This window comes from Reyranella sp. (assembly GCF_017305915.1).
Lineage (GTDB): Bacteria > Pseudomonadota > Alphaproteobacteria > Reyranellales > Reyranellaceae > Reyranella.
In genome coordinates this window covers 1-20,555 of sequence record NZ_JAFKJN010000021.1, presented here as the reverse complement: position 1 = coordinate 20,555, position 20,555 = coordinate 1, and the positions used below count along the sequence as shown (strand labels likewise).

Annotated in this window: 18 protein-coding genes and 2 pseudogenes; 9 read left to right on the top strand and 11 right to left on the bottom strand. The window is 67.3% G+C overall.

Features of this window, described 5'->3' with window-relative positions; translation table 11 throughout:
- Positions 1-11: 11 nt before the first annotated feature.
- The 6 genes from J0J01_RS20890 to J0J01_RS20865 all read right to left on the bottom strand — a co-directional run bounded on the left by J0J01_RS20890 (position 12) and on the right by J0J01_RS20865 (position 6,023).
- Positions 12-986 carry a dipeptide ABC transporter ATP-binding protein gene (locus J0J01_RS20890; RefSeq protein ID WP_296384168.1) on the bottom strand — a complete coding sequence of 325 codons (975 nt, stop codon included), beginning with the start codon at positions 984-986 and terminating at the stop codon, positions 12-14.
- The gene (locus J0J01_RS20885) at positions 979-1,968 is read right to left on the bottom strand and encodes an ABC transporter ATP-binding protein (RefSeq protein ID WP_296384166.1); all 990 of its coding nucleotides are present in this window, start codon (positions 1,966-1,968) and stop codon (positions 979-981) included. Before J0J01_RS20885 ends, J0J01_RS20890 begins: the two co-directional genes overlap by 8 nt.
- Complete coding sequence (locus tag J0J01_RS20880; protein WP_296384164.1) at positions 1,965-2,858, bottom strand: ABC transporter permease; 894 nt, start codon at positions 2,856-2,858, stop codon at positions 1,965-1,967. Before J0J01_RS20880 ends, J0J01_RS20885 begins: the two co-directional genes overlap by 4 nt.
- 4 nt (positions 2,859-2,862) lie before the next feature.
- Entirely contained in the window at positions 2,863-3,807 is a 945-nt protein-coding gene (locus J0J01_RS20875) for an ABC transporter permease (protein ID WP_296384162.1), read from the bottom strand.
- Positions 3,808-3,922: 115 nt separating this feature from the next.
- A complete protein-coding gene (locus J0J01_RS20870; protein ID WP_296384160.1) occupies positions 3,923-5,524 on the bottom strand; it encodes an ABC transporter substrate-binding protein in 1,602 nt (533 codons plus the stop codon).
- Positions 5,525-5,615: 91 nt separating this feature from the next.
- Positions 5,616-6,023, bottom strand: a complete 408-nt coding sequence (locus J0J01_RS20865; RefSeq protein WP_296384158.1) for a VOC family protein — start codon at positions 6,021-6,023, stop codon at positions 5,616-5,618.
- Positions 6,024-6,058: 35 nt separating this feature from the next.
- Between J0J01_RS20865 and J0J01_RS20860 the strand changes: the two genes are divergently transcribed.
- Positions 6,059-6,844 carry an aldolase/citrate lyase family protein gene (locus tag J0J01_RS20860; protein WP_296384156.1) on the top strand — a complete coding sequence of 262 codons (786 nt, stop codon included), beginning with the start codon at positions 6,059-6,061 and terminating at the stop codon, positions 6,842-6,844.
- Positions 6,845-6,953: 109 nt separating this feature from the next.
- Here J0J01_RS20860 and J0J01_RS20855 read toward each other — a convergent pair whose 3' ends face one another.
- Positions 6,954-8,600 (bottom strand): thiamine pyrophosphate-binding protein, encoded by a 1,647-nt coding sequence (locus tag J0J01_RS20855; protein WP_296384152.1) that lies wholly within the window; start codon positions 8,598-8,600, stop codon positions 6,954-6,956.
- A gap of 40 nt (positions 8,601-8,640) precedes the next feature.
- On the opposite strand from J0J01_RS20855, the gene J0J01_RS20850 reads away from it, so the two are divergent.
- Genes J0J01_RS20850 through J0J01_RS20835 form a run of 4 tightly spaced genes read left to right on the top strand, consistent with a single transcriptional unit; the run spans position 8,641 to position 13,487 of the window.
- On the top strand, positions 8,641-10,107 hold the full coding sequence (locus J0J01_RS20850) for an NAD(P)/FAD-dependent oxidoreductase (protein WP_296384150.1): 1,467 nt from the start codon (positions 8,641-8,643) through the stop codon (positions 10,105-10,107).
- A gap of 26 nt (positions 10,108-10,133) precedes the next feature.
- Positions 10,134-11,729 (top strand): GMC family oxidoreductase N-terminal domain-containing protein, encoded by a 1,596-nt coding sequence (locus J0J01_RS20845; RefSeq protein ID WP_296384148.1) that lies wholly within the window; start codon positions 10,134-10,136, stop codon positions 11,727-11,729.
- A 22-nt stretch (positions 11,730-11,751) separates the two neighbouring features.
- Positions 11,752-13,161, top strand: a complete 1,410-nt coding sequence (locus J0J01_RS20840; RefSeq protein WP_296384146.1) for a DUF1254 domain-containing protein — start codon at positions 11,752-11,754, stop codon at positions 13,159-13,161.
- Positions 13,158-13,487 carry a lipoprotein gene (locus J0J01_RS20835; protein ID WP_296384145.1) on the top strand — a complete coding sequence of 110 codons (330 nt, stop codon included), beginning with the start codon at positions 13,158-13,160 and terminating at the stop codon, positions 13,485-13,487. The genes J0J01_RS20840 and J0J01_RS20835 overlap by 4 nt, the downstream gene beginning before the upstream one ends.
- A gap of 144 nt (positions 13,488-13,631) precedes the next feature.
- Here the strand turns inward: J0J01_RS20835 and J0J01_RS20830 are convergent, their stop codons facing one another.
- Entirely contained in the window at positions 13,632-15,320 is a 1,689-nt protein-coding gene (locus J0J01_RS20830; RefSeq protein WP_296384143.1) for a thiamine pyrophosphate-dependent enzyme, read from the bottom strand.
- Between the two features lie 60 nt (positions 15,321-15,380).
- On the opposite strand from J0J01_RS20830, the gene J0J01_RS20825 reads away from it, so the two are divergent.
- Positions 15,381-16,403, top strand: coding sequence for a zinc-binding dehydrogenase (locus J0J01_RS20825; protein ID WP_296384141.1), 1,023 nt, complete (start codon positions 15,381-15,383; stop codon positions 16,401-16,403).
- A 37-nt stretch (positions 16,404-16,440) separates the two neighbouring features.
- On the opposite strand, the gene J0J01_RS20820 is transcribed toward J0J01_RS20825, so the two are convergent.
- Together J0J01_RS20820 and J0J01_RS20815 are read right to left on the bottom strand one after the other, a co-directional pair.
- Entirely contained in the window at positions 16,441-17,412 is a 972-nt protein-coding gene (locus J0J01_RS20820; RefSeq protein WP_296384139.1) for a tripartite tricarboxylate transporter substrate binding protein, read from the bottom strand.
- A gap of 19 nt (positions 17,413-17,431) precedes the next feature.
- Positions 17,432-18,271, bottom strand: coding sequence for an alpha/beta hydrolase (locus J0J01_RS20815; RefSeq protein ID WP_296384137.1), 840 nt, complete (start codon positions 18,269-18,271; stop codon positions 17,432-17,434).
- A 35-nt stretch (positions 18,272-18,306) separates the two neighbouring features.
- On the opposite strand from J0J01_RS20815, the gene J0J01_RS20810 reads away from it, so the two are divergent.
- The 3 genes and pseudogenes from J0J01_RS20810 to J0J01_RS20800 all read left to right on the top strand — a co-directional run bounded on the left by J0J01_RS20810 (position 18,307) and on the right by J0J01_RS20800 (position 20,417).
- Positions 18,307-19,488, top strand: a complete 1,182-nt coding sequence (locus J0J01_RS20810) for an acyl-CoA dehydrogenase family protein (protein ID WP_296384135.1) — start codon at positions 18,307-18,309, stop codon at positions 19,486-19,488.
- A 2-nt stretch (positions 19,489-19,490) separates the two neighbouring features.
- Positions 19,491-19,931: an ion channel gene (locus J0J01_RS20805; protein ID WP_296384133.1), complete on the top strand. Its 441-nt coding sequence runs from the start codon at positions 19,491-19,493 to the stop codon at positions 19,929-19,931.
- Positions 19,932-20,417 (top strand): annotated as a pseudogene (locus tag J0J01_RS20800) (DUF3237 domain-containing protein). It begins immediately after the preceding gene.
- A gap of 13 nt (positions 20,418-20,430) precedes the next feature.
- On the opposite strand, the pseudogene J0J01_RS20795 reads toward J0J01_RS20800, so the two are convergent.
- Positions 20,431-20,555, bottom strand: a pseudogene (locus J0J01_RS20795) (transposase); the annotation flags it as partial.

The following is a 20,555-nucleotide window of genomic DNA, read 5'->3' as shown; positions in this document are numbered from 1 at the left end:
CGGGAGACAGCTTAGCGCAAGTGGCAGGAAACGTGATGCCCCGGCGCAATTTCGCGCAGCAAGGGCGATTCGACCTTGCAGCGGGCCACGGCATACGGGCAGCGGGTGTGGAAGTGGCAGCCCGAGGGCGGGTTGACCGGGCTCGGCACGTCGCCCTGCAGCACCCGCTTCTGGCGCTTGATCGCCGGGTCGGGCACCGGCACGGCCGACAGCAGCGCCTCGGTATAGGGATGCTGCGGGTTCTTGAAGATCGACCTTGTGTCGGCGTGCTCGACGATTCGGCCGAGATACATCACCGCGATGCGATGGCTGATGTGCTCGACCACCGCGAGATTGTGGCTGATGAACAGGTAGCTGAGCTGGCGCTCGCGCTGCAGGTCCTGCAGCAGGTTGATCACCTGCGCCTGGATCGAGACGTCGAGCGCCGACACCGGCTCGTCGCCGACGATCAGCTTCGGTCCGAGCGCCAGCGCCCGGGCGATGCCGATGCGCTGGCGCTGGCCGCCCGAGAACTGGTGCGGGAAGTTGACCATCTGCGCCGGACGCAGCCCGACCCGCTCGAACAGGGCCGCCACCTGCTCCTGCCGCTCCTTGCCCGAAGAGACGCCGTGGACGTAGAGCGGCTCGCCGACGATGTCGCCGGCAGTCATGCGCGGGTTGAGCGACGAGAACGGGTCCTGGAAGACGATCTGCATCTGCTTCCGGAACGGCCGCAGCTCCTTCTTGCTGAGCGGCGCGATGTCCTGGCCCATCACCTTGACGGTGCCGCCGGTCGGCTCGATCAGGCGCAGCACGGCGCGCCCGGCCGTCGTCTTGCCGCAGCCCGATTCGCCCACCAGCCCGAGCGTCTCGCCCTCGTTGATGGTGAAGCTGATGCCATCGACGGCGTAGACGTAGCCCACGGTCCGGCGCAGCAGGCCTTTGCGCACCGGAAAGTGCTTCTTGAGGTCGGTGACCTCGAGGACGGGCTGGTTCGATTTAGCCATGGGGATGCCAGCACGCGGCCCAGTGGCCGGGCTTCTTCTGGTCGTAGGTCGGCCGCTCGCTGCGGCACTTGTCGTCGGCGCGCGGGCAGCGCGGCGCGAAGGCGCAGCCCTCGGGCAGCGCGAACAGGGGCGGCACGATGCCCGGGATCTCCGCCAGGCGGCCGTTGTCTGCCGCCTCCTCGCCGCGCAGCAGGTCGAGCCGCGGGATCGAGTTGAGCAGGCCGCGCGTGTAGGGATGCATCGGGTCGGCGAACAGCTCGCCGACCGCCGCCTCCTCGACCTTGCGGCCGGCATACATCACGATCACCCGGCGCGCCGTCTCGGCGACGACGCCGAGATCGTGGGTGATCAGGATCACGGCGGCGCCGAACTCGCGCTGCAGCTCGACGATCAGTTCCAGGATCTGCGCCTGGATGGTGACGTCGAGCGCGGTGGTCGGCTCGTCGGCGATCAGGACCTTCGGGTTGCAGGCCAGCGCCATGGCGATCATGGCGCGCTGGCGCATGCCGCCCGAGAGCTGGTGCGGATATTCCTTGGCCCGCTGCTTGGGCTCGGGGATCTTCACCAGGTCGAGCATCTCGACGGCGCGCTTGTACGCGGCCTTCTTGTCGAGGTCTCGATGCAGGATCAGCGCCTCGCTGATCTGCTTGCCGATGGTCATGACCGGGTTGAGGCTGGTCATCGGCTCCTGGAAGATCATCGAGATGTCGTTGCCGCGGACCTTGCGCATCTCCTCCTCAGAGAGCTTGAGCAGGTCCTTGCCGCCGAGCTTGATCTGGCCCGAGACGATGCGGCCGGGCGGATCGGGGATCAGCCGCATCAGCGAGAGCGCGGTCATGCTCTTGCCGCAGCCCGATTCGCCCACGATCGCCAGCGTCTCGCCCGAGGCGACGCCGAAATTCACGCCGTCCACCGCCTTGACGATGCCTTGCCGCGTGTAGAACCAGGTGCCGAGATTCTCGACTTCGAGCAGGTCCGTCATGAACGCTGCCGCGGATCGAGGATGTCGCGCAGCGCGTCGCCCAGCAGGTTGGTGCCGAACACGGTCAGGCTGATGGCGACGCCGGGGAAGATCACGAGCCACGGCGCCGTGCGCACATACTCGGCGGCAGATTCGGACAACATACGACCCCACGAAGGATGCGGCTCGGGAATGCCGAGGCCGAGGAAGGACAGCGACGCCTCGACCAGGATCGCCGAGCCGAGCTGGGCGGTGGCGAGCACGATCAGCGGCGCCAGCGTATTGGGCAGGACGTGGCGCACGGCAATGCGCAGCTCGCCCATGCCGACGGCACGGGCCGCCTCGACGAACGGCTGCTCGCGCAGGCTGAGCGTGTTGGAGCGCACGACGCGCGCCACCGTCGGCACCAGCGGGATGGCGATGGCGAGGATGGTGTTGCGCAGCGACGGCCCCAGCGACGCCGCCATGACGATCGCCATCACCAGCAGCGGCAGGGCCTGCATGATGTCGAGCAGGCGCTGCACGATCAGGTCGAACCAGCCGCCGAGATAGCCGCTAGCCAGGCCGACGCTGATGCCGATCAGCGCGCCCAGCCCCATGGCGCCGGCGCCGACGGCGAGCGAGATGCGCGCGCCGTGGACGATGCGGCTGTACATGTCGCGGCCCATGAAGTCGGCGCCCAGCCAGAACAGGTGGCTGGGCGCCGCCAGCGAGAACTTGGAGTTGGTCGCCGTCGGGTCGACCGGCGCGATGATGTCGGCGAACGCCGCCGTCAGGATGAACAGCGTCACGATCACGGCGCCGACCGCGCCCAACGGGTAGCGGCGGGCGAAGAACCGGATGCGGCTCCACCATCCGGTGACATGGGCGCCGGCGCGGGTGAGCTCGGCTTGATGGTCGATGGCTACCATGGCGTCAGTCCGCGAATTTGATGCGGGGATCGAGGGCCATGTAGGCCATGTCGACCAGGAAGTTGACCATGACCACCACGAAAGCGATCAGCATCACCAGGTTCTGCACGATCGGATAGTCGCGCCACAGGATCGCTTCCACGAGAAAGCGGGCGACGCCCGGGATGTTGAACACCGTCTCGGTGACGATCAGGCCGCCGACCAGGAACGCCGCCTCGATGCCGATGACCGTCACCACCGGCAGCAGCGCGTTGCGCAGGGCGTGGTTGTAGTTGACCGAATTGTTGGTGGCGCCCTTGGAGCGCGCGGTGCGGACGTAGTCCTGGCGCAGCACCTCGAGCATCGACGAGCGCGTCAAGCGCATGATAAGCGCCGAGCTTCGGAAACCCACCACCAGCGCCGGCAGGCCGAGCATGGCGACGTCCTGCAGGAAGCCATGCGGATTGGAATCGTAGATCGGGATGGTGCCGAACCAGTGGACCGCCGCCATCAGCACCAGCAGGCCAAGCCAGAAGCTCGGTAACGACAGCCCGCTGAGACTGAGCACCCTGAGGAAGTAGTCGAGCCCGGTGTTCTGCCGCACCGCGCTGATCACGCCGAACGGCACGCCGAACAGGATGGAGAAGAAGATCGCCATGCCGGCGAGCTTGGCGCTGATCGGGATGCGCGGCGCGATCTCCTCCAGCGCCGGCCGCTCGGAGACATAGGCATAGCCCAGGTCGCCGCGCGACAGGCCGCTGATCCAGCTTATGTACTGCTCGGCAATCGGCCGATCGATGCCGAGCTCGCGCGCGATCTTGGCCTTCTCCTTGGGGTCCGCGCCCGAGGCGTCGACCAGGATGTCGGCGATGTTGCCCGGCACCAGCCGCAGCATCACGAAGATCAGCACCGACATCCCGAACAGAGTCAGGGCCATCAGCAGGAAGCGGCGGACGAGATAGGACCCCATCAGAACCTCCACCCCTGTCGTCGCGAGCGCAGCGAAGGACCTGGCGGATCGACCCCCGGTTCCGATGCCGGCGCGAGATCCTTCGCTGCGCTCAGGATGACAGGAGGCATCATCGCTACTTGTCCAGCCAGGCGTCTTCGAAACGCCAGCCGTTGTAGATGCTGTTCACCTGCAGCAGGATGCCCTTGACCTTGGGGTCCCAGCAGGTGTTCGCGACGTTGTAGCCGATGATCGGCCGCGCGCCGTCGTCGGCCAGGATCTGCTCGATCTTCCAGACCAGCTGCTTGCGCTTCTCGCGGTCCTGCTCGGCCGACTGCTGGTCGATCAGCTTGTCGACCTCGGGGTTCTTGTAGTGCGTGTAGTTGCGGTCCGAGGTCGAGTAGTAGTTCTCGTAGAAGTTCACGTCGGGATCGTCGATGCCGACGCCGGTCAGGTTCATGCCGACCTGGTAGTCGCCGCGCTGGATCTTAGTGTACCAGACGGTGGTGTCGATCGGCTCGAGCTCGCCGTCGATGTAGATCTGCTTGAGCTGGTCGATCAGGATCACCGCCGGGTCGCGGTAGATCGCGATGTTGCGGGTGGCGACCTTGATCTTGAGCATCTTGTCGGGGCCATAGCCCGCCTTCTTCATCAGCTCCTGGGCTTCGGCCAGGGTCTTCTTGCGGTCGGGCGAGTGGCCGAGCAGCTTCGGCAGCTGCTCCTTGGGCATGCCCCAGAAGCCGGCCGGCGGCGGCAGCATCACCGCACCCTCGAGGTCGTTGCCCTGGCTCAGGATGTCGTGGAACGCCTTGTTGTCGAGCGCCAGCACCATCGCCTTGCGGATGTCGGCGTTGTTGAACGGCTCCCTGTCGCGGTTGACCAGCAGATTGGAGCTGACGTTGGTCGGCCGCGCCTCGCAGACGGCGTCGGCCTTGTTGGCCTTGACGTCCTTGAGCAGCGGGAAGGTGACGTCGGAATCGAACGTCATGTCGAACTCGCCCGACTGGAAGCCGAGCATGCGCGTGCTGCGGTTCGGCACGATCTTCCAATCGATGGCGTCGAGGTAAGGCCGGTCCTTCTTCCAGTAGTCGGGGTTCTTCACCAGCTTGATCGATTCGTTGCGCTTGAAGTCGACCACCTTGAACGGACCGGTGCCGATCGGCTTGGACCGCATCGCGCGGTCGGGCACGTGGCAGGCATAGACCGGCGAGTAGCCGCCGGCGAGCATCGTCAGGAACGAGGGCTGCGGCCGGCCGAGCACGAAGGTGACCTCGAAGTCACCGTTGGTCTTCACTTCTTTGAGGTTGGAGTACCAGAGCTTGCGCGGGTTCTTGCGGATGATCGCCTTGTCCTCCGGCGCGTGGCCGGCGAGCGAGTCCCAGGTGCACTTGACGTCGGCCGAGGTGAACGGCTTGCCGTCGTGCCATTTCACGCCCTGGCGCAGCTTGAAGGTGAGCTGGGTGTTGTCGGCGTTGTAGGTCCAGCTCTCGGCCAGCTCCGGCACGATGTGGTCGGGGCTGTTCACCTTCTCCCTGGGATCGAAGAAGACGAGGTTGTTGAACACGGCCATGAACGGCTGGTTCACCGAAATCGTGGATTCCTCGTGGATCGAGGCGCTCGGCGGATTGTCGCGGTGCGAGATGCGCAACGTGCCGCCGGCCTTTTGCGCGAAAGCCGGCACCGCTGCCCACACCAAGGCAGCAGACGACGCGGCAAGAATCGCCTCACGCAAACGCATAGCTATTTTCCTCCCAGACGACGAACGCGGACGCTAATTCTATTTGTCTTGCTTGTTGCGACGCTAGCAGATCATCTGCAACGGCCTAGCGTCAAGCCGACGCGGGCTTCTTTGACCGATCTTTGACCGAAGGGCCTTTGAGCTCGATTTGATTGCCTTCGGGATCGTGGAAATAGACCGACAAACCGGTCCCTTCCGCGCCATAGCGTTCGACGGTTTCGCCCACCGTAATGCCGAGCGGCGAAAGCCTGCTTTCGATGGTCGGACGGTCGAACGGCTCGATGCGGAAACAGAGGTGATCCATGTTGCCGCCTGCGTCGGGCCGCTCGCCCTTCACCAGGTCAAGCATCGACGCGCCGGCGCGCATCTGCACGAGGCTCAGCCGCTCCAGGGTGCGCTCGACCTTGAAGCCCAGCGCCTGCTCGTAGAACCGCACCATGCCGGGCAGGTCGCGGACCCGCAGGACGACGTGGTCGATCCGTTCGACATGGAAAGTCATGGTCGCTAGCCTAGCGCAAACCCGGAGGGAGAGACATGGCCCAGACAATCAATTCAGCCAAGGCGCGGCTCAAGAAGGGCGAGCTGGCGATCGGCTGCGGCATCCGCCTGGTGCGCAACGTCGACATCATCAAGATCATGAAGGCGGCGGGCTTCGACTGGATGTTCATCGACTGCGAGCACGGCTCGACCTCGATCGAGACGGCCTGCGAGCTCTCGGTCGCGGCCCAGGATTCCGGCGTGGCGCCGATCGTGCGGGTGCCCTACGGCCAGCTCACCATGGCGACCCGCGTCCTCGACGGCGGCGCGATGGGCATCGTGATCCCGCACGTCGATACGCCGGAGGAGGCGCGCGAGATCGCCGACAAGCTGCGCTACCCGCCGCGCGGGCACCGTTCGGTCGGCGGCGCGGACGCGCAGTTCGACTATGCCCCGCCGCCGCTCGGCGAGATGACCAAGGCGATCGACGAGCAGATGCTGCTCACGGTGATGATCGAGACGCCCAAGGCGGTCGAGAACGCCGAGGCGATCGCCGCCGTGCCGGGCATCGACTGCCTGCTGGTCGGCTCGAGCGACCTGTCGATGGAGCTCGGCATCCCGGGCGACCGCGGCCACCAGAAGATCCAGGACAGCGTCGACAAGGTCGTGGCGGCCTGCAAGAAGCACGGCAAGTGGCCGGGCATGGGCGGCGCCTACAGCGACGAGCTGCTGAAGCTCTATACCGGCAAGGGCATGAAGATGATCCTGTCGGGCAACGACATGCCGCTGATGATCGCCGCGACCAAGGCCCTCCAGAGCAAGGTGCGGGCGTTCCAGAAGTAGTTTCTTCTGCTGGGGCGCGTCACTCCAGTGACGCGTTCTTATCTGTTCTGCACCGTGCGGGCTCTCGCGCCTCAGAAGGCGCTGCCGCCCGCCAGCGCGTATGAACGCGCTACCGCTTCCCTTCGATCTCGATCTCGATCAGGTGAGGCTTGCCGGACGCGAAGGCGGCTGCGACCGCCTTCTGGATGTCGTCGGCCTTGGTGATGTGCGTGCCGGCGATGCCCATGCCCTTCGCCAGGTCGACGAAGCCCAGCACCGGACCGGTGAGGTCCATGTGGGCGTAGGGCTTGTTGCTCTTCACGTCGAAGCGCGCGCGATAGGCGTCGATATTGTGCTTCAGCACGCGATATTCGCGGTTGGCGAGGATCACGAACACGATCGGCAGGTCGTGATGCGCCGCCGTCCACAGCGCCTGGATCGAGTACATCGACGAGCCGTCGCCTGATACGCAAAGAATCGGCCGCTTGGGATCAGCGACCGCCACGCCGAGCGCGCCGGCGACGCCCTGCCCGATGCCGCCGCCGCGGCCGCTGAAATAGTCGCCTGCGCCCTTGAAGGTGAAGGTCTTGAACAGATCGAGATTGGCGGTGATGGTCTCGTCGACCACCACGACATCGTTGGGCGCGCCCGCCTTGATCTCGGCCATGCAGCGCGCCATCGAGGTCGGCGTGCGCGACCACGCCTTCTCGACGCGCGCCTTCTGCGCCGCCTCGTCGGCATCCTTCTGCGCCGTCAGCGTGTCGTTGCGCTTGGCCGCCCCCGCGATCTTCGGCAGTGCCGCGTCCAGCGCCTCGAGCGCGGCGCCCATGTCGGCCAGCACGCCGGCATCGACCGCGAAGTTGTAGGCGAGCCGCCGCGCGCCGGCCTCGACCTGCAGCACCTTGCAGCCCGCCGGGATGGGCGAGCCGGGCGCGTACCAGACTTCCTCGAAGAACGGCCCGCCGAGCAGCAGCACGGCGTCGGTGCCGGCGAGCTGCTTGGCGACGCCGGGCGCGTCGAACGCAAGCGTGCCGCGATAGGACGGATGATCGGTCGGGAAGGAATTGCGCGCCCGCAGGCCCTCGAACCACACGCCGGCGCCGAGCTTCTCGGCGATGCTCACCAGCCGGCCGACCGCGTCGGCGCGCGCCACGTCGTCGCCGGCGACGATGACCGGGCTGTTCGCCGCCTGCAGATGCCTGACCAGCGCGGCGATGCCCGCCGAATCGGGCCGGCTCCTGTCGAACATCGTCGCGGGCTTGCCGGCGGGAATATCCGTCTCCTGCTCCATCACGTTGATCGGCAGGGCAACGAAGACCGGACCGGCCGGCGCTTCGTTGGCGATCTTGAAGGCGCGCTGCAGGATCGGGCCGAGCTCGTCGGCGGTCTCGACCTGCACGCTCCACTTGGTGACCGGTGCCGCCATCGCCGCGAGGTCGTGGCCCAGCACCGGATCGCGCAGGCGGGCGCGCGTGTCCTGCTGGCCCGCGGTCACGACCATCGGCGAATTCTCCTTCAGCGCGCCGTAGATCATGCCGATCGCGTTGCCGAGACCGGGCGCCACGTGCAGGTTCACGAAGGCCGTCTTGCCGCTCGCCTGCGCGTAGAAGTTGGCGGCGCCGACCGCGACGCCTTCGTGCAGGTGCACGACATACTGCAGGCTCGGGTAATCGAGCAGCGAATCGAGCAATGGGCTCTCGGTCGTGCCGGGGTTGCCGAAGATGCGCTCGACGCCGTGATTGACGAGGGTCTGCATCAGGACCTGGCGGCCGCGCATGACGTTTTCTCCCGAGGTTATGCCCTGCTAGAAGCACGGCATGGCCGATCTTGTCGAGGGTGCAACGGGTCTGGAGGCTGCGGAGCGGATCGCGCGCCGCGATCTCGCCCGGCTCAATTATCCGCCCGCCAACTGGGTGCCCGAGCGCTTCGGCCCGGACGGAAAGCGCGTGCTCGACGTGCTGGTCGTGGGCGCCGGCATGTGCGGCCAGACCGCAGGCTGGAATTTGCTGCGCGAGGGCATCCGCAACATCCGGGTGATCGAGCGCAACTTCTATCGCCGCGAAGGGCCGTGGAACACCACGGCGCGCATGCCGATCCTGCGCTCGCCCAAGCATCTGACCGGGCCCGATCTCGGCGTGCCCTCCCTCACCTTCCGCGCCTGGTACGAGGCGCAGCACGGCAGCGCTGGATGGGAGGCGCTCTACAAGGTGAAGCGCCTCGATTGGATGGATTACCTCTTGTGGGTACGCAAGGTGGTCGACCTCCCGGTCGAGAACGGCGTGGCGCTCGAGCGCGTCGAGCCTGCCGGAAAGTTCCTGAAGACGACGCTGTCGACGGGCGAGCAACTCCACGTGCGCAAGCTCGTGCTCGCAAACGGCCGCGACGGATCGGGCGGATTCAAATGGCCGCGCTTCCCCTCGTTCGATCCCGACAGCCCGAAGCGCGCGGGCAAGGTCTTCCATACGCTGGAAGAGATCGACTTCGGCAAATTCGTCGGCAAGCGCATCGGCGTGCTGGGCGTGCTCGCCACAGCGATCGACAACACCGCGACGGCGCTCGAAGCCGGCGCCCGCGAGGCGATCTGCTACGCCCGCCGGCCGCACCTGCCGCAGGTCAACAAGTCCAAGGGCGCATCGTTCCCGGGCTTCCAGCGCGGCCAGGGCATGCTCGACGACGACTGGCGCTGGAAGATCTACACCTACATGCTGTCGGCCGGCTCGCCGCCGCCGCACGAATCGGTGCTGCGGGTGCAGAAGCTGCCGGGCTTCTCCTTCCGATTCTCGGAGCCGTGGCTCGACGTGATCGTCGATGGCGACGGCGTCACGGTGAAGACGACCAAATCGGTCGAGCGCTTCGACGTCGTGCTGATGGGCACCGGCTTCGATGTCGACATGAGTCGACGGCCCGAGTTCGCGGCCTTCGCAAGCAACATCAAGATCTGGGGCGACACCCGCTCGCCCGAGGATGCGAAGGCCAATGGCGAAGCGGCGCTCTATCCTTATCTCGGGCCGGGCTTCGAGCTGATGGAGAAGGAGCCGGGCCGCACGCCGCTGCTCTCCGACATCCATCTGTTCAACTGGGGCAGCATCCTGAGCCAGGGCGCGCTGGCCGGCGACATCCCCGGCCTGTTCGTCGGCTCGCCGCGGTTGGTGCAGGCAATTTCGCATAGCCTGTTCAGGGCCGACGTGGCGCAGCACGCCGAGAACATGTTCAATCAGGAGGATCCAGAGCTCGCGCCCACGGACTACTACGTGCCGAGGGAGAAGAGGTCGGGGACGCTGTAGGACTCATGCTGGGAGGGGGAACGCCAATGCAGGCGGACTATGTCGTCGTCGGTGCAGGTTCGGCGGGCTGCACGGTGGCGGCGCGGCTGTCGGAGACCGGCGCGTCGGTGATCCTGCTTGAGGCCGGGCCGACCGACTGGTACCCCTGGATCCACATCCCGGCCGCGATGCGCAAGCTGCTGCGCAATCCTCTGGTGAACTGGAACTACACGACCGAGCCGGAGCAGAGCTCGGGCGAGCGGCGCCTCGACTGGCCGCGCGGCCGCACGCTGGGCGGCACCTCGTCGATCAACGGCATGCTCTATGTGCGCGGCGCGCCGGCCGACTTCGACGGCTGGGCGCAGATGGGCTGCCGCGGCTGGAGCTACGACGACGTGCTGCCCTACTTCCGGAAGGCCGAGACCTACGCGCAGAAGGGCGACCCCGAGGTGCGCGGCCAGGACGGCCCGCTCAAGGTCGAGGACTACCGCACCATCCTGCCGCTCACCCACCACTTCGTGAAGGCGGCGCAGGAGGCGGGCTTCCCGTTCAATCCCGATCTCAACGGCAAGCAGCGCTACGGCGTCGGCTATTCGCAGATGACCCGGCGCGGCCGCTGGCGCGGCTCGACGGCGCAGACCTTCCTGCGCGAGGCGCGAAAGCGGCCGAACCTGCGCGTCGAGACCGAGGCGCAGACCGGCAAGCTGCTGTTCGAGGGCAAGCGCTGCGTAGGCGTCGAATTCATCCGCGGCGGCGACACCACGACGGTGCGCGCCAACCGCGAGGTGATCGTGTCGGGCGGCACGGTGAACTCGCCGCACATCCTGCAGATCTCCGGCATCGGTCCGGCCGCGCACCTGCAGAGTCTGGGCATTGCCGTGCTGCACGATTCGCCCGGCGTCGGCGCCAACCTGATCGACCACTACGTGATCCGCCTGGTGCATCGGATCCAGGGCACGCGAACGGTGAATGAGCTGGCGCGCTTCCCGGGCTACCTGCCGGAGATCCCGAAGTTCTTCCTGATGGGCAATGGCGCGCTCACCTTCGGCGTCACCACCGCGCAGGTGTTCTGCGACAGCCGCGAGGGCCTGGCCTCGCCCGACCTGCAGCTCCTGTTCACGCCGGGCAGCACCAACACGCTGAAGTTCGGCCAGCTCGACGACCAGCCGGCGATGAGCTGCGTGGTCTGCGTGGTCAAGCCCGACAGCCGCGGCACCGTGATGGCAACGTCGGCCGACCCGTTCGCGCGGCCGGCGATCAAGCCCAACTACTTCACCACCCGCACCGACGAGCTGGCGCTGCTGGGCGGCACCCGCCACGTGCGGCGCATCTTCAGCCAGCCGGCGCTCGCGCCGTACAGCCTGGGCGAGACCTCGCCCGGGCCGGACATCCGCAACGACGACGAGGTCGTGGCCTATGCCCGCAAGTTCGGCAACACGCTCTATCACCCGGTCGGCACCTGCAAGATGGGCGAGGATCCACGCGCGGTGGTCGATTCGCGGTTGCGCGTGCGCGGCATCCAGGGCCTGCGGGTGATCGACGCCTCGGTGATGCCGACGCTCACCACCGGCAACACCAATGCGCCCACGATCATGATCGGCGAGAAGGGCGCAGCGATGATCCGGGAGGATGCAACCGCCTAACGAACCGCCTAAACTCGGCGGCATGAAGCTCGCCCTCCTGACGGCAATCGCAGTCACCGTCGCTGCAACCTCGGCCCAGGCGCAAGCGCCCTCGACCGACGATCTGTCCCGCCGCGCCATCGAACGGCGGGGCGTCGAGGCGATGATCTGGGCCATGCCGGCGGTCAACGCCGACCTGATGCTGCAGGAGATGCTCGCCAAGACCAAGGCGAAGCAGAACGACATCGTCCTCTGGTCACGGCCGGCCGACCGGAAGAACCAGACGCTGACGCCCAATCCCGATTCGATCTACTTCATGTGCTTCTGGAACGTGAAGGACGGGCCGATCGTGATCGAGGTGCCACCGGCGGTCGGCGGCTCGATCGCGGGCAACATCGTCAATGCCTGGCAGATGCCTTTGGAAGACGCCGGCCCCGACGGCGCCGACAAGGGCAAGGGCGGCAAGTACGTGATCCTGCCGCCCGGCTACAAGGGACAGGTGCCGCAGGGTTACTTCGTACTCCACTCCGACACCTACACCGGTTTCGCGCTGCTGCGCTCGAACCTCGCCAGCCATGCCGATGCCGACATCGCCAAGTCGGTCGCCTACGGCAAGCGCATCAAGGTCTACAAGCTCGCGCAGGCCGCCAACCCGCCAGCGGCCAATTTCGCCGATGCTTCCGACGTGCTGTTCGATTCGACCATCAAGTTCGACGCGAGCTTCTTCCGCAACCTCGACCGCGTCGTGCAGACCGAGCCGTGGCTGCAGCGCGACCGGGCGATGATCGATCCGCTGCGCACGCTGGGGATCGAGAAGGGCAAGCCCTACCAGCCGGATGCCACGGCCGAGGCGGCGTTGAACGCCGCCGCCCGCGAAGCGCGCGCCGTGCTGGAGAAGCGCTACGATGAGGGCTTCCCGATCATGAATCCCGGCATCCGTTGGTTCCCGGCGGCGACACCCGAGGTCGCGAAGGCTGCCGAGAGCGGCTACGCCGATCCCAACAGCTATCCGGTCGACCTCCGCGGCGTCACCTACACGCTGGGCTTCACCGGCATCAAGCGGCTCGGCACCGCGCAGTTCTATCTCATCGCCAACAAGGACAAGGACGGCAACGCCTTCGACGGCAACAGCACCTATCGCCTGACCGTGCCGGCGAACGCGCCGGTCAAGCAGTACTGGTCGGCCACGGTCTACGATCGCGAGACCCATGCGCTGGTGCGCAACATGGCGCGCGCGTCCGTCGCCTCGATCAGCAACGGCGTGCAGAAGAACGCCGACGGCTCGGTCGACGTGTTCTTCGGGCCCGAGGCGCCGGCCGGCAAGGAAGCCAACTGGGTGCCGACCGATCCGGCGCGCAAGTTCGAGCTGATGTTCCGGCTCTACCAGCCGCAGAAGCCGCTGTTCGACAAGACCTGGAAACTGCCCGACGCGGAGAAAGTCGCGACCCCATGAAGAAGATCGTCACCGCCGCCGGCGCGGCGTTGCTGCTCGCCGGCTGCTACCAGGTCGGCTCGCTGGAAGGCACCCAGGTCGAGCCGATCACCGTCGAGGGCCGCAAGTTCGAGGTGCGTCTGCGGCCGACCGGCAATCCCAACGAATGGCGCCTGGAGATCAACCGCGCGACCATAGTGATCGGCCCGGAGTACGAGACCGAAGGCGATCGCGCGCGCGAGGTGGCGCGACGCGTCATGGAGCGCACCTGCAAGGGCAAGCCCTATAATCAGCCGATCGACGGCATGCGCGGCATCAACTACTACACGACCTTCACCTGCGGATAGGACAACTCCTCCCCATTCAAATGGGGAGGTGGCGCGGTAAGCCGCGACGGAGGGGTTGTGAGCGCCACCGCCGCTGCGGCCTATGACCCCTCCGTCAGCGTATGACGCTGACACCTCCCCATCTGAATGGGGAGGAGTGCTTCGTTAGTGTTGCCGGGTCTCGAATTCGTGGAACTCGCTCATGAAGGGCGCGGCGACGGCGGCGTTCAGCTTGCAGTCGAGGAAGAGCGGCCCGTCCGGCCTGGCCAGTAGCGGCGCCACCTTCTGCAGGTCGTCGAGCGTGCGGATGGTCGCGGCCTGGAAGCCGAAGGCCTCGGCGATCGGGGCATAGTCGACGTCCGGAAACACCGACTTCGCCACCGGCAGGTCGCGCATCTTGAGGAAGTGCAGCTCCGCGCCATAGGCGCAATCGTTCATCAGCACGACGACCATCGGCAGGTCCTCGCGCACCACCGTCTCGAGCTCGCCCATCGTCATCAGGAAGCCGCCGTCGCCGATCACCAGGACCGTGGTCTCGGCCGGCCGTGCCTTGGCCACACCCAGCGCCGTGCCGAAGCCGAGGCCGATCGAGGCGAAATCGCTGGTCAGCTTGAAGTGGCCCGGCCCCGGCACCGACAGGTAGGGCACGATGCCGAGGAAGTTTCCGGCGTCGTAGACCAGGTTGCGGTTGGCCGGCAGCAGCTTCTCGAGCGCCACGCCGAGCGAGCGCGGATCGACCGTGCGCGACGTGTTGGCCGGCTGGAAGTCGCGGGCGATGTCGAATTTCGCGAGGAAGCGCAGCGTCTCCTCGGAGCGGAACGGCCGCTCGGTGTTGGAGCCGGCCGGGAGCGCCTCCAGGAGCGCCTCGGCCGCCAAGCGCGCATCGCCGACCACCGCGACGTCGGCCGGATGCCAGCGGCCGATGTGGCTTCGGTCGGTGTCGACCTGGACCAGCGGCACCTTGGGCAGCGAATGGCCGAAGCTCATGGTGAGCATGTTGAGGCCGGCGCCGAACGCCAGCACGCAATCGGCCTCGGCGATCATCCGCCGGGCGGCGGAATGCGAGAACGAGCCGACGATCCCGAGATTGCAGGGATGGCCGCGGAACAGGTCCTTGCCGCGGGCGGAGGTGACCAGCAGCGCGCCGATCCGGTCGGCAAGCTGCTCGAGCGCCGCCTTGGCGCCAGCGCGATGCGCGCCCAGGCCGGCGACGATCAGGGGCTTGCGGCTCTGGCGCACTACGGCAACGGCTGAGTCGATCGCCTGCGGCTGCGGCGCGACCGGCGCCGACGGTGCTTTCTTCGCGGTAGGCGCCGTCGCGCCGTCGGCCAGCTCCATGTCGGCAAGCTGGACGTTGACGGGCAACAGCAGCGCCGCGGCCCCGCCCTGCAGCGCCGCCGCGGCCGCGTCCGCCAGAGCGCCGCGCGCGGTATTCGGGCTGGTCGCGACGAAGGTCCGGATGCCGGCAGCGCCGAGCACGCCGGCGGCGTTGAAGCCCTTGTAGTCCGGTCCGATGCCGTTGACAGAGCCGGTCGACACCGCCGCCTCGCCGTAGATGATCAGCACGCGCGAGCCGGTGCGGCTGGCATAGGTGGCGGCGTGCATCCCGTTCGCCGTGGCCGGACCGCGCCCGATCACCGCCACCCCGAGACCGCCGCTGCGATAGGCATAGCCCTCGGCCATCGCGATGGCGTTGTTCTCGTGCCGCGCGCCGTAGAAGCGGATGCCGGCATTGTCGAGCGCCGTGGCGAAGACCGCGGTGTCGTCGCTCATCAGGCCGAACACCTGCTCGACGCCCAGCGCCTTGATGTCCTCGACGAGCACCTGATAGGTCGGCGTACGGACAGTGGTCATGGGCTTGCGCTCCTTTGGATTGTCGGCGCAGGCTAGCGCCGGAAAGCGGTGGAGACCATCATGCGCGGAGTCGTGTTCACGGGCGACCGGGCCCTCGAGCTCATGACCTTTCCCGATCCGACGCCGGGACCGGGTGAGGTCGTGCTGGAGATGAAGGCGTCCGGCATGTGCGGATCGGACCTCCATCAGTACCGCCGGCCGAAAAGCCAGGCGACGGGCACCATCGCCGGGCACGAGCCGTGCGGCGTGGTCGTCGCCGTCGGCCCCGGCGTGGCCGCCGCGGAAGCCAAGGTCGGTGACCGCATGATGGTTCATCATTACCAGGGCTGCACCCAATGCAGCCATTGCCGGTCGGGCTGGCAGCAGCTCTGCCAGGAAGTGCCGGTCAAGGTGTACGGCGGCAACGCCCACGGCGGACACGCGCGCTACCTGAAGGTGCCGGCCAACACGATGGTGCCGCTGCCCGAGGCGCTGAGCTTCTCCGCCGGCGCCGCGATCTCCTGCGGCTCGGGCACCGCCTACGGCGCGCTGCGGCGCATGAACCTCTCCGGCCGCGACACCATCGCGATCTTCGGCCAGGGACCGGTCGGGCTGGCCGGCACGCAATTCGCCAAGGCGATGGGCGCGCGGGTGATCGCGTTGGACATCAGCCCGCAGCGGCTGGCCCGCGCCAAGGAGTTCGGCGCCGACGAGGTGGTCGATCCCGGCTCGAACGATCCGGTCGCGGCGATCAAGGAGCTGACGCACGGCCGCTACGCCGACCTCACGCTCGACACCTCCAGCCATCCGGACGCGCGTCTCAACGCCATCCGCAGCACCAAGGTCTGGGGCACGATGTGCTTCGTCGGCGAAGGCGGCGACGTGACGATCGAGGTCAGCCCGCACCTGCTGCGCCGGCAGCTCACGCTGATGGCCTCCTGGACCTTCTCGAATGTCATCCAGGCCGAGTGCGCCCAATTCTGCATCGAGCGCAACATCGACGTCGACAAGCTGTTCACGCATCAATGGACGCTCGACCGGGCGGACGAGGCCTACACGCTGTTCGACAAGCAAGCGGACGGGAAGGGCGTGTTTCTGATCTGAGAAGGCATTCCTCCCCATTCAAATGGGGAGGAATTTCTCAGTCGATCGTCGCTCCCACCGCCTTCACCACCTCGGCCCATTTCAGGCGGTCGGCGTGGACCGTCGCCTTGAACTGCTCGAGCGTCTCGTAGCGCGGCGTGTTACCGAGCTCGATCATCTTCTTCCGGATCTCGGGGTCCTCGAGCGCGACCTTCAGCGCGGCGTTCATCTTCTGCGCGATCGGCTGCGGCAGGCCCTTGGGCGCGAAGACGCCGAACCAGGTGTAGCTCTCGTAGCCGGGCACGCCGGCCTCGTCGATCGTCGGCACGTCGGCGATCGCCGGCACGCGCTTCCTGGTCGTGACGCCGAGCAACCGCACCTTGCCCGCTTTCCAGTGCGGGATCGCGGTCTGCACCTGGTTGAAGATGCAGCAGACGTCGCCGGCCAGAACGCCCTGGATCGCCTCCGGCCCGCCCTTGTAGGGCACGTGCACCATGTCGAGCTTGGCCTTGTAGACGAATTCCGCAAAGGCGAGATGCGTGCCGGTGCCGTTGCCGGTCGAGGCGTAGTTGTACTTGCCGGGGGCCGCCTTCACCTTGGCGATGAAGTCCTGCACCGAGTTGGCGTCGATCACGTTGGGATTAATCATCAGCACGTTGGAGACGTCGTTCAGGCTCGAGATCGGCGTGAAGTCGGTCTCGATGTCGAACGGCAGGCGCTTGTAGAGCGCGGCGTTGACGCCGTGCGTCGCCGCCGTGCCGAGCAGGAAGGTGTAGCCGTCGGACGGCGCGCGCGCGACCAGCTCCGAGGCGACGTTGCCGCCGGCACCGGGCTTGTAGTCGATCACCAGGCGCTGGCCGAGCGACTTCTCGAGCGAGGGCTGCAACATACGCGCCACCACGTCGACGCCCGAGCCCGCCGGAAACCCCATGTAGAGATTGATCGGCTTGGCCGGCCAGTCCTGCGCCTGCCCGATCGACGGCAGCAGCAGGGCGGCAAGGGCAAGCGCGGCGCGGCGCAACAGGGGCATGACGGTCTCCGGAAAGGGGTCAGATCGATTGCTCGGACTTTTCGATGCGTTCGAGCCAGTCGTCAACGAGGGCGGCCAGCAGATCGGTCGATTCGGTCGGCCAGCCGTGCGTTGCACGGTCCACCACCACGAAGGTCGCACGCGGATAGCTCTCCAGGATCTGCCAGGCATCGCGATAGCCGACCGTCGTGTCCTGCCGCGCGGTGATGATCAGGGCCGGCTTAGTGAAGCCCTTTTCCGCCGCGGCGAGGTCGAAGGAAAAGCTGTAGCGCTTGGGATCGGCGCGCATCTCGAGTACCCATGGCGCCGTCCCCTCGATCGCCGGTTGCACCAAGGTCTTGAAGCGGCGCCGTGCCCGCTCGATGTAGGCGGGCGCCTCGACCAGCAGGGTCCCCATCGCCGCCCGCTCCGCCGGATCGAGGGCCGCCATCGCGCTTTCGTTGCGCACCAGCGGCTCGCCGGACGGCAGGGTGCGCTTGGCGGTGTCGGCGATGATCGCCGGCACGCGCAGCAGCAGGCCGGCCACCTGCTCGCGCCGGCGGGCGGCGATCGCGCGTGCGAGATAGCCGCCGCCCGAGGTGCCCGCCAGCACGAAGCGCTCGCCCGGAAGCACGCGGTCGATGAAGGCCAGCACGGCAGCAAGCATGTCGTCCTGGGTGCGAATGCCGCCCTTCGAGACGGAGAGCCCCATGCCCGGCAGGTCGGCATAGAGCCGCCGCCACGGCCGCGCGGCGAAGATCGGCTCGTAGTCGGCGGTCTCCACCCGGCGGTTCATCGTCCAGCCGTGCAGGAACAGGATCGGCCGGCCCTCGCCGTGCACCTCGTAGTCGATCGTCGCTGTGTCGAGCTCGCACTTCATCGCTACTATGCTGGGGCAACGACGAAGGAATGACCATGGGCTACATGACCGACGAGCGCCGGATGATCCAGGAGACGGCGCGCGCCTTTGCCATGAAGGAGGTGCTGCCGATCGCCAACAAGCTCGATCCGGAGAAAGGCGACATTCCGCGCGAGCTGATCCAGAAGCTGGCCGACATGGGCTATTTCGGCATCGTCATCCCCGAGCAGTATGGCGGCCTGGGGCTCGGCGTCTTCGAATACTGCCTGATCACCGAGGAGCTGGCGCGCGCCTGGATGAGCGTCGCCAGCATCATCGCCCGCGGCAACGGCCTCAGCGCCGGCCGCGGCATGACCGACGCCCAGCGCGCGGTGTTCCTGCCGCGCGCCGCCCGTGGCGAGTTCCTGGGCGCCGCCGCCATGTCGGAGCCCGACGTCGGCTCCGATCTCGGCAACATCTCCTGCCGCGCCCGCAAGGACGGCGATTCCTGGGTGATCAACGGCAACAAGTACTGGTGCACCTTCGCCGACGGCGCCGATTACATCATGCTGGTCGCTCGCACCTCCGATCCGCCGGATCCCAGGCGCAAGCATGTCGGCCTCTCCTCCTTCCTGATCGAGAAGCCGCGCGGGACCCTGCCGCCGGGCGTGAAGGGCGCCCCCATCCCGAAGATCGGTTACTTCGGCTGGAAGACCTGGGAGCTCGCCTTCGACAATTGCCGCCTGCCCGCCGAGGCGCTGATCGGCGAGGAAGGCCGCGCCTTCTATTACATCTCCGCCGGGCTGGAGCGGGCGCGCGCCCATACTGCGGCGCGGGCGATCGGCCTGGCGCGCGGCGCGCTGGAGGACGCGACCGCCTACGCCCAGGAGCGCCGCCAGTTCGGCCAGGCGATCGGCGAGTTCCAGAACACCCGCTTCCGGCTCGCGCGCATGGCGACCGAGATCGAGGCGTCGCGGCAGCTGATGTACTTCGTGTGCGACGAGATCGACGGCAAGCGCCGCTGCGACAAGGAAGCGGCGATGGTGAAGTTCCACGCTTCCGAGATGGCCGAGCGCGTGACCTCCGAGGCGCTGCAGATCTTCGGCGGCGCGGGCTATACCACCCTGCACGCCGTCGAGCGCTACTGGCGCGACGCGCGGCTGACCAAGATCTTCGAGGGCACGTCGGAGATCCAGCAGCGCATCATCTCCGACCACCTGCTGGGAAAACCCCAGGAGCGCAAGGAGGCAGCCGCCTGACCATGAACGACACTGCGATCCGCCTGCTGCGCGGCGCCCTCCTGTTCGCCGCGACCGGCATGATCCAGGTCCTCGCCCAGCTTGCGCTCAGCCGCATGCTCGAGGTCCTGCCGCATCCGCGGCGGTCCCTGGCGCCGACCTTCTACATGCTGGCGCACAGCGTGGTGGCCGTGCTGGTGCTGATGGCCGGACACATGATCCAGGTCACGCTGTGGGCGGTGCTCTATCGCTTCGAATTCGACGAGTTCCGCAGCTTCAGCACGGCGCTCTATTTCTCGCTGGCGAACTTCACCACGGTCGGCGCCAGCGACCTGACGCTGCCGACCCTCCACCGTATGGTCGGCGCGCTCGAATCGGCGGCCGGCATGCTGATGTTCGGTTGGTCGACGGCGCTCTTGGTGCGCGTGGTCCAGCGCACCGACCGCAGCGGCCAGGAGGGATAGATGAGCGACGAGATCGACCGTTTCGTCGCAACCGCGCCCCGGACGCGCTTCGCCTTCGCCATCAAGGCCAAGGTCGGGCCGATCCAGGACCTCGGCGAGATCGCGCGCAGGCACCGGCGCATCATCGACATCCTGGGCGGCGAGGTTGCGGGGCCGATGCTCGAGGGCGAGATCCTGCCGGGCGGCGCCGACTGGCAGATCGTGCGGCCCGACGGCACCATCGAGGTGGTGGCGCGCTAGACCATCCGCGCCCGATCGGGCGCGCTGGTCTATGTGCAGAACGAAGGGCTGCGGGCGGCAAGCCGGGAGGTCCTGGCCCGCATGTCGCGCGGCGAGCTGGTGCGCCACGACGGCTATCACTTCCGCACCGCCCCGCGCTTCGAGACTGCCGAGCCGTCGCTGAAGAACCTGGAGCGCGCGACCTTCGTCGGCGTGGCGGCGCGCACGCCCGACCGGGTCGTCATCGGCTTCCACGAGGTCCTCTAGGGTCTGTTGAGATTCACCGAGAGTTTATGACGGCGGCGGCGAGGTAGATAGCCGAGCTGAAGCTGATGTCGGTCTTATCGGCACGCATGGCGATGCGCTTGAACTCCTTGAGCTTGCCGAAGAAGTTCTCGATCAAGT